Source organism: Catenibacterium sp. (genome assembly GCF_052354645.1).
GTDB classification, from domain to species: domain Bacteria; phylum Bacillota_I; class Bacilli_A; order Erysipelotrichales; family Coprobacillaceae; genus Catenibacterium; species Catenibacterium mitsuoka_A.
The window spans coordinates 1-8,615 of the sequence record NZ_DAWDDM010000074.1 but is presented as its reverse complement, the minus strand read 5'-3'; the positions used below and the strand labels follow the sequence as shown (position 1 = coordinate 8,615).

10 protein-coding genes are annotated in these 8,615 nt (G+C 33.6%); 3 read left to right on the top strand and 7 right to left on the bottom strand.

The annotated features are described in order from the left end of the window. Nucleotides 1-50: 50 nt before the first annotated feature. From ACT8VG_RS04865 to ACT8VG_RS04850, 4 genes are all read right to left on the bottom strand, one after another. Nucleotides 51-377, bottom strand: coding sequence for a PTS lactose/cellobiose transporter subunit IIA (locus ACT8VG_RS04865; RefSeq protein WP_006504762.1), 327 nt, complete (start codon nucleotides 375-377; stop codon nucleotides 51-53). A gap of 74 nt (nucleotides 378-451) precedes the next feature. Next, nucleotides 452-1,003, bottom strand: a complete 552-nt coding sequence (locus tag ACT8VG_RS04860) for an RDD family protein (protein ID WP_288704971.1) — start codon at nucleotides 1,001-1,003, stop codon at nucleotides 452-454. 8 nt (nucleotides 1,004-1,011) lie between these two features. Beyond that, entirely contained in the window at nucleotides 1,012-2,886 is a 1,875-nt protein-coding gene (locus ACT8VG_RS04855) for a BglG family transcription antiterminator (RefSeq protein ID WP_444195311.1), read from the bottom strand. Nucleotides 2,887-2,988: 102 nt separating this feature from the next. After that, entirely contained in the window at nucleotides 2,989-3,567 is a 579-nt protein-coding gene (locus ACT8VG_RS04850) for a GNAT family N-acetyltransferase (protein ID WP_117458425.1), read from the bottom strand. A 93-nt stretch (nucleotides 3,568-3,660) separates the two neighbouring features. Here ACT8VG_RS04850 and pdxR point away from each other — a divergent pair, with 93 nt between their 5' ends. The 3 genes from pdxR to ACT8VG_RS04835 all read left to right on the top strand — a co-directional run bounded on the left by pdxR (nucleotide 3,661) and on the right by ACT8VG_RS04835 (nucleotide 6,349). After that, entirely contained in the window at nucleotides 3,661-5,052 is a 1,392-nt protein-coding gene (gene pdxR / locus ACT8VG_RS04845; protein ID WP_288704975.1) for a MocR-like pyridoxine biosynthesis transcription factor PdxR, read from the top strand. A gap of 152 nt (nucleotides 5,053-5,204) precedes the next feature. Beyond that, nucleotides 5,205-5,651 (top strand): DUF2798 domain-containing protein, encoded by a 447-nt coding sequence (locus ACT8VG_RS04840; RefSeq protein ID WP_444195310.1) that lies wholly within the window; start codon nucleotides 5,205-5,207, stop codon nucleotides 5,649-5,651. Between the two features lie 101 nt (nucleotides 5,652-5,752). Beyond that, on the top strand, nucleotides 5,753-6,349 hold the full coding sequence (locus ACT8VG_RS04835; RefSeq protein WP_418220852.1) for an ECF transporter S component: 597 nt from the start codon (nucleotides 5,753-5,755) through the stop codon (nucleotides 6,347-6,349). A 23-nt stretch (nucleotides 6,350-6,372) separates the two neighbouring features. On the opposite strand, the gene ACT8VG_RS04830 is transcribed toward ACT8VG_RS04835, so the two are convergent. The 3 genes from ACT8VG_RS04830 to ACT8VG_RS04820 form a co-directional block, all read right to left on the bottom strand. Beyond that, complete coding sequence (locus ACT8VG_RS04830) at nucleotides 6,373-6,933, bottom strand: flavin reductase family protein (protein WP_444195309.1); 561 nt, start codon at nucleotides 6,931-6,933, stop codon at nucleotides 6,373-6,375. After that, nucleotides 6,930-7,658 (bottom strand): arginase family protein, encoded by a 729-nt coding sequence (locus tag ACT8VG_RS04825; RefSeq protein ID WP_117459610.1) that lies wholly within the window; start codon nucleotides 7,656-7,658, stop codon nucleotides 6,930-6,932. Before ACT8VG_RS04825 ends, ACT8VG_RS04830 begins: the two co-directional genes overlap by 4 nt. A 90-nt stretch (nucleotides 7,659-7,748) precedes the next feature. After that, nucleotides 7,749-8,615, bottom strand: an 867-nt coding sequence (locus ACT8VG_RS04820) for a family 1 glycosylhydrolase (protein WP_444195308.1), incomplete at its 5' end; no start/stop codon positions are given.

The window sequence follows — 8,615 nt, the reverse complement described above, 5'->3', positions numbered from 1 at the left end:
GAATACTAGTAGACATACCTGCACTACAGAATAAATAAACCTTTTTCATCCTATTCTCCTCCTTCTAATTTTTTAATTCTTTGAGATAGTTTGATAATCTCTTCAGCCATGATTTTTGTTGTTTCAGCATTCATAAGCTGATCTTCCGCATGCATAAGAAGAATTGTTGGAACTGTCTTTTCACCACATGCTTCCTTCTGGATAAGTGATGCATGTGCTTCGTGACCTTTCACAAAGCTTTCTTCTCCTTCTTTTATTTTTGCGCGAGCTTCATCAAAATCACCCTTCTCAGCAAGATACATTGCCTGTACATAACGTGACTTTGCAGTACCCACGGCAGAAATAATGTTAAAACTTAATAATTCTAAATCTTCCATGTGATTTCCTCCATCTCACAACTCATAGTATAAACTTATATTTATTTTCAGGTGGTGAATGCGATTTCCTCTATTTAGGAAAAATTCACTACTTTAGTACGTGCTAGATAATCATGTAATGCTAGATGTTCTTTCTTATTCACTAAACATAAAATAGCACTCACAATTGTAATCGCAAATCCAACATACATCATTGGCTTAACTAAACTAATACCTAAACTAATCTGTAATACCTGATGTAATATTGTACTTGCAGAATATAGAACTCCTTCAATAATAATGGCTCCTAATACTTCTCTTAGTAATAGTTCTTTAAGGCCTACATCTTTGCCATCACTCTTTACAATCTTAATATGACATATTCTTTTACCAATTGTTTGTCCCTTATTAATCACTAAAGGAATAATGACATAATAAATAATTGCGCCTAGTAATGCGCATAGCCCACAAATCAGTCCTAATTGATGAGGGTATTCTAATAGATTCTGGTTCTTCATTGTGCCATAAATCTTCTGTGACACAATTGCGATAGGAAATGATGTAAAAAGAGCACCAATATACCAATCTAATAAGTATGCACCAAAACGCCTTGGTAATGATGCAATAGTCTGTTGTTGTTTTTTCATATGTTACCTCACGCTGTCATTAGCTTCATAAATTGTTGATAGTTGTCTACTTCGATAAACTGCATCAGCTGGTTATAATCAATAAGTACATTGGATAACCAGTCAAAGAATGTATGCAGCATCTGATTATCCTGTTCACTAATAGATAATAAGAGAATAAGACGTACTTCATACTTACCCCACTTCACAGGATTCTTTAAGACCATAACGGATATAGTAGAACGTAATGGTTGTACTGTAATGGCATGAGGTACCGCAAAGCCCTGTACAAAAGCTGTTCCTGCCATCTCTTCTCTTTTAAAAACATCTTCTTTATATTCTTGTGTGGCATAGCCTAACTGAATCAGATTATCACATAAATAGTTAATGGCATCTTCCTTAGATGCGATGTCTTTTTTTATAAAGAATGTTTCCTGTCCGATCAGCTTCTTTACAATATGACAGAACTGATCATGATATTTTTCTCTATCTAATTGATTCAATGCCTGGAAGATCTGACTTTCATCCTCATAGTTCACAAATAAACTGATTGATACTGTCTTAATAGACAATTCATGCTGTAAAGGTACAACAGTTAAAATCAAGTCAGGATGAAGTGATGCAATCATATTATTTTCAAAGAATCGGAATACTTTAATAATTTCCATACGTTCTCTAAAACGTGTTTCAATCTTATCCATACATGCTTTCGCAATCATCTGATTATGGGGAATAATCATGACTACACGGTATTTCTGTGTATTGATATGTCTTTCATAAGCTGTTCCAAAATGTAAAGCGAGATAAGAGATTTCATCTTCTACTAAAGGTTTACCTGTAGTTTTAGAAATGACATCACTGGCATGTATCGCCATTTCAAAGACTAAAGGATATTGTCTTTTAATCTCCTTTAAATAAGCTGTTGTATTAGGTTTATCTACTTTAATACGATCAAGTAATGACTGCATATGAATAACTAAGCTATTGTAAAGCTCTTCATCATCTCTAAAATCAATATCAAAACAATCTTTAATGTCTAATAATACTTCTTCTACTAACTGTTGTGATTCTGCTTTTAAGTCTACATGACTGCCTCTTCCTTCTAATAAGAAAGCAAACTTAACGACTTCTTCTTCAACATAAGGAATACCAAACTTTTGTGATAATTCTTCAAAGAAATCCTTTGAGACACGATATTCTAAATCAATACCTGTACAATCACTCTGTGTTTCATATAAATAATTCTTATTCCTGATACGTTCAATCGCAATACCCGCATGCATCATCAACATAGGAAGACTAACATTCTTGAACTTATAATGATTATTTGCGCAGACATTCTTAAAGATTTCTACCACGTCAATGAGATTAAAATCCTTCCATAAATGAGACAAGGCACTGATATTTGTGAAGTTTCCTTTGATTTCTGATTCTAATAGATGCTTATATACAGAGCGTTTCTCATTTTCATTACCTTCTAAACGAATGTGGTTCTTTACACGTACCACTTTTAAAGAAGGATATTCATTGAGTATACGTCTGATATTTCTTAAATCATTATCAATCGTATAACCACTGACATAAATACGATCCTGTAATTCAATGAGATTGATTTCCTGTTTAAACAATAATTCCTTAATGATCCAAGATACACGTTCCTGAGATGTCTGAGGAATGACTGACTTTGTCGTAATTCCTTTGACACTTGTCAGCATCACGTCTAAGTGATAACCTTTACGACGATTGGCTTCTATAAGAGTACATTCATACTCTTTATTAATATGCTCAATATCAGAACGGATTGTACGATCTGATACAGACAACATAGAAGCAAGTTCTTTACCTGTCATCCATTCATCATAATCATGAAGGATATCTATAATACGCTGCTGTCTATTATTCATACGTATAACCTCCCGTATCTTCATTGTAATGGTTTAGAGTGCTTTATGCATTCAATTTAACTTCCTAAGTGTTAGGAAATGAAAAAAAGAACCTTTCGGTTCTTATAAATCAATAATATCTAGAATATCATAGGCTGCCTTCAACATCTTTGGATGGAAGTCCCCTTCTCCTGATTCATCCACAACTCTTTGAAGTTCTTTAGTAATCTCAATAAAGTCATCTTTTAGGAAAGGACCTCTTGTACATAATAAATCAAATGTCTGATTCCAATAGAATAAATGATACCCACTAGAACGGTAACCATGACTCGCATAAAACTTAGTACGTCTTAAACGCTGTTCATAGTTATCTGCTTGATCATCTAAAGGTTCCATATCCAATACTATCTGTCTTTGATAGAGATCATCCATCAACTTCAAAGTACGTCCTCCATACCCATGAGAACGAAGTGATGAACAGATTGCGAGATAGAATAAATAAACACATGTATCAGATGTCATTGTCATAAAGAATCCAACAAATATATCGCCATCATAGACACCATAAAGATCTGATATACCAGTTTGAGATAAATCAATCATTCTTTCAATAGAGACACGTTCTTCTTTAGGAAATGCTTCATTATTAAGATCTTCTAATTCCTTAAAATTCTCTGTAATTCTTTTAGCCGTTAACGCCATAGATTATCCTCCATTAATATGACTATTCTATGCTGTTTTCTTCTTTTTTTCAAATGATTACGCTATAATGATTAGAAAAGAAAGGATGTATCTATGCTTACATATAGTTTTGATGAAAATAATCATAAATCTCTCTACCAGCAATTATATACATTTATCAAAAATGATATTCTAGGGGGACATCTGACAGCAGATGAAAAGTTACCTTCTAAGCGTACATTTGCGAAAAATCTAGGTATTAGTATTATTACAATAGAGAATGCTTATGCGCAGTTAATGGCTGAGGGATATATTTATTCTTTACCTAAGAAAGGCTTTTATGTATCACCTATTAATAATAAGACACCCCTTATTCCTGCTAAGATGATTCATAAACCTTCTATTAAGAAAGAATCCTATTGGTGTGATTTCTCTTCTAATCAGACACCAGCCCATTTGTTTCCTTTCACAACTTGGTCTAAACTTATGAAGAACGTATTAAATGAACACCAATCAGAACTAATGGTTAATCCTCCAGTAGGTGGTATTTATGAATTAAGAGAAGCGATTTCTCATCATTTAAAAGAATTCAGAAATATGGATGTTGAACCAGAAAGAATTATTATTGGTGCAGGGACCGAGTATCTTTATGGATTACTTGTTCAGTTATTAGGCTTTAATCTTTTATATGCCGTAGAGAACCCTGGTTATAATAAGATATTAGATGTTTATTCTAGTTTAGGGGCTAAGTGCGTTCCTATAGATATGGATGAGCAGGGAATACTCGTCAACCAATTAGAAGATTTAGATGTAGATATTGCGCACATCTCTCCTTCTCATCATTTCCCAACTGGTATTATTATGCCTATATCTCGACGTTATGAATTACTTGGATGGGCAAATAAGAAGGAACATCGCTATATTATAGAAGATGATTATGACAGTGAATTACGTTTAAGTGGACAGCCTATTCCTGCCCTTCAAAGTATTGATTTAAGTGAAAAGGTTATTTATATGAATACCTTTACTAAAACTCTTGCCTCTACAATTCGTATCAGCTATATGGTGCTTCCTCATCATTTATTAGAACGCTATAATAAGAAGCTCTCTTTTTATGCCTGTACAGTCTCTAACTTCGAACAATATACTCTTGCATCATTTATTAATGAACATTATTTTGATAAGCATATTACTAAATTACGTAATCATTACCATAATAAGCGTGATGCGATTGTAAAGATGTTAGAAGAAAGTAGTTTAAAGGATATGATTACTATTTCTAAGGAAGATGCTGGTCTTCATTTCCTTATCACAATTCATACACATATGTCTGATGAAACACTTATCAATAAGTTAAAAGAAGAAGGAATCCATCTAAGAGCTATTTCTCATTACTATCTTAAGAATATACCTCATACATCACATACCTTCATCATGAACTACTCTTCTATCGATTTAGATAAATTACCACAGGCTATAGAAATATTAGAAAAAACACTTTATTGACATATTTTCTAAAATATATTAAAGTAAGTCATGCAAAAAAAGAATATTGATTTAGGGTATTAGTCGAAACGCACATGCATGGCGTGATATCGATCATCACTTATATTTAGTGTTGTTTTTTTGTGTAAGTTCCAGAAAGGAGCAATTTTCCAATGCCTAAAACATTTAAACAAAATTTATTATTTACTGCGATGATGTCATTCTTAATGGTGTATGTCATGATTCTCTTCAACATCTCATTAAATATCGGAGGAATGACAAACCAGGTCTTCTTACTTGCCTTCCACGAAATGATTATCATGTGGCCTGTCGCTTTCTTTTTAGAACTACTTGTTGTTGATTCTTTAGCTCATAAGCTTGCTTTCCGTTTTGTACAGCCTACAGATCGTCCTATTGTGATTACTCTTGCAATCTCATGTATGATTGTTTGTATCATGTGTCCATGCATGAGTTTAATCGCAACTGTATTATTCAAGAACATCGATGTTTCAGTCTGGTTCCAGACAACATTCATGAACTTCCCTGTCGCATTATTATTCCAGATTTTCTATTGTGTTCCTCTGATCCGTTTCTTATTTGGAAAAATCGTACATGAATAAGGTCAGTTTTAAAACTGACCTTATTTTTTTAGTCGATAACTGAGTATTTATATAATGTCAGAATGTATGTATAGTGTTATTCATCAAAGGGGGAGTTTTATATGAAAGAAAATAAAACATTAAAAATTGCAGTAACAGGATTGATGGCGGCTTTAGCTTATATCGCCTTCACATTCCTACAGATTAAGATTCCAACACCAGGAGGAACTACTTCATTCCATTTAGGAAATACATTCTGTGTATTGGCTGCTTTATTATTAGGTGGTGTTCCTGGTGGAGTTGCAGGCGCAGTTGGTATGGGTATTGGGGATTTACTTGATCCTACTTATGTAGTAGTTGCACCAAAGACATTTATCTTAAAGTTTGGTATTGGGGTTATTACAGGTCTAGTTGCACATAGAGTATTCAAGATCCAAAAACTAGAAGGTAAGCAGTTAGTGATTGGTGTAGTCGCTTCTACATTTGCAGGTTTATTATTTAATGTGATTGCTGAACCACTATTCTCTTATTTCTATACTTCAGTATTACTTGGTGCACCTTCTCAAGCTGCTTTAGCTCTTGCATCTTGGAATGCAGTGACTACTATTACTAATGCAGTAATTGCGATTGTGATTTCTTCAGCACTTTATTTAGCTTTAGCACCTACATTTAAAAAGAATGGTTTATTAGATAAATTACATACAGTTAAAAAAGACTAATGTAAAAGGACTCATATGAGTCCTCATTTTAGTTTAAGACCATCTTTAAAAGCACGGCCAACAACCTTTCCCAAACCTACATATTGATTATTAAAGGGATCAAATGTGATAGGCTTTACTTTAGATACATCTACTCTTCCTGTTTCATCTAAGACACGTTCATCTACAGATACATTGACAATTTCACCCTTCATGATTTCCGTATCTAAATCATAATCCTTAAGACGACATTCTAGACATATAGGTAATTCATTGATAATAGGTGCATGTACTTTACTAGATGGCGTATAAGTAAAACCTGCTTTTTCTAGTTTATTGGGTTCCTTATGCCCTGATACAACACCCACATAATCACACGCTACTACATGATCCTCATCTGCAATACTGACAGTAAAAGCCTGTGTTTTCAAGATATTCTGTACTGTTTTATGTCCACTAGAAAGACTCAATGAAATTTCCATTGTATCGCTAATGCCACCCCATGCTGCGTTCATTAAATCAGGATGATCATACTTATCAAAACTCCCAATCATATAGACAGGCTGTGGATAAGTAAGTGCACGTGCACCAAAATCTTTTCTCATTTCTTTTTCCTCCTTTTTAATATCTTCATAGCAGTTTGATAAAGTGCATCATCGGAAAGATTATTGATTCTTTCAGCTTTTATATAGGTAGGATAATCATCGATATCTGGATCATCGCCACATATATCAATACCAATTACTTCACAGTTTTTTAGGAAGTGCGCTAATACATCCTCTAACATACCTAGTGACATGTCTCCTTGATTCCAGTTCGTCATGGCATATCTTTCATCTAAGACATCCTTATCTATAGAAATATAAACAGGATATTTCGTTTCAAGAGGAATAGTAGCACCTTGTTCTAGTTCTTCTATGCTGAAACTTAATACTTTATTCCGTTCCACTGATTTTAAATCATGTTTGCTTGGTCCTATTAAGTATAAACGATGAAGGAAAGGATTTTGTAAAGCTTTTTTAGCCCAGTTTCCACAGCTAAGCATATCTCCTACAATAGAAGATTGCATGTCTGTATGATGATCAATCAAAACAAGATTAAAAGGTTCATGAATAAAATCAGTCATCAATTTAGTGATGTAATGATAATCGCCTGAATCAATAAAATGAATACCAGAAATACCATTCTTGCTTATCATCTCTTTTAATTGTTTTTCTGCATGTTGATCACAGAATAAGCGTGTTCCTTCAATGTCACTACAATCATAATAAGTTAACTGTGGATAATCCCCTTTATAGGAATGAGTAAAATCAAATACATAGTTACGCATCTTTATCACCTGTTGATAATTATAGCCTTTATTTAGCACTTGTCAAATCCGACTGCTAAAAAAGAGATAGCCGCAGCTATCTCTTGAGTATTATAATTCTTCACCGTTTGTTTCAATAACGTGTTTATACCAGTAAAATGATTTCTTCTTACTTCTAGAGAAGTCCCCTTCATGGTTATTATTATAGTTAACATAGATGAAACCATAACGTTTATCATATTCACCAGTAGAAGCAGATACGATATCAAATGGAGACCACATAGTATAACCTAAAAGATCAACACCATCATAAGTGACTGCATCTCTCATTGCTTCAATATGTGCCTTTAAGTAATCAATACGATACTGGTCATCTACAGTACCATCTTCTTCTTTCTTATCATAAGCACCAAAGCCGTTTTCTACAATCATCATTGGAAGTTCGTAACGATCATAGAACCAGTTTAAGCACCAGCGTAATCCTAATGGGTCAATCTGCCATCCCCAGTCAGAAGCCTTTAAGTATTCATTTCTTACAAAGTCTTCACTACAGTAATCAAATGTCTTTTCATTACGTCCTTGATACTTAGTTGCAAATGACATGTAATAAGAGAATCCAATGTAATCTACTTTACCTTCACTTAAGATTTTCTTATCCTCTTCAGTAATGAAATCATATCCTTTTCTTTCAAACTTCTTTAAGATATAGTTTGGATAATGTCCTCTTGCATGCACATCAGTATACCAATATTTCTGATGCATAGCACCTAAGGCATTCATCATATCTTCTGGCTTTGGAGAAGCTGGATAAACACCATTCATACCAATCATACAACCAACCTTTAAGTCAGGATTGATTTCATGAGCCGCCTTAACTGCAAGTGCTGAAGCGACTAATTCATGATGAGCTGATAAATACTTTATATATTCAGCATCATCACCTTCTTTTAACAATACAGCACCTTCCTGGATTAAGTT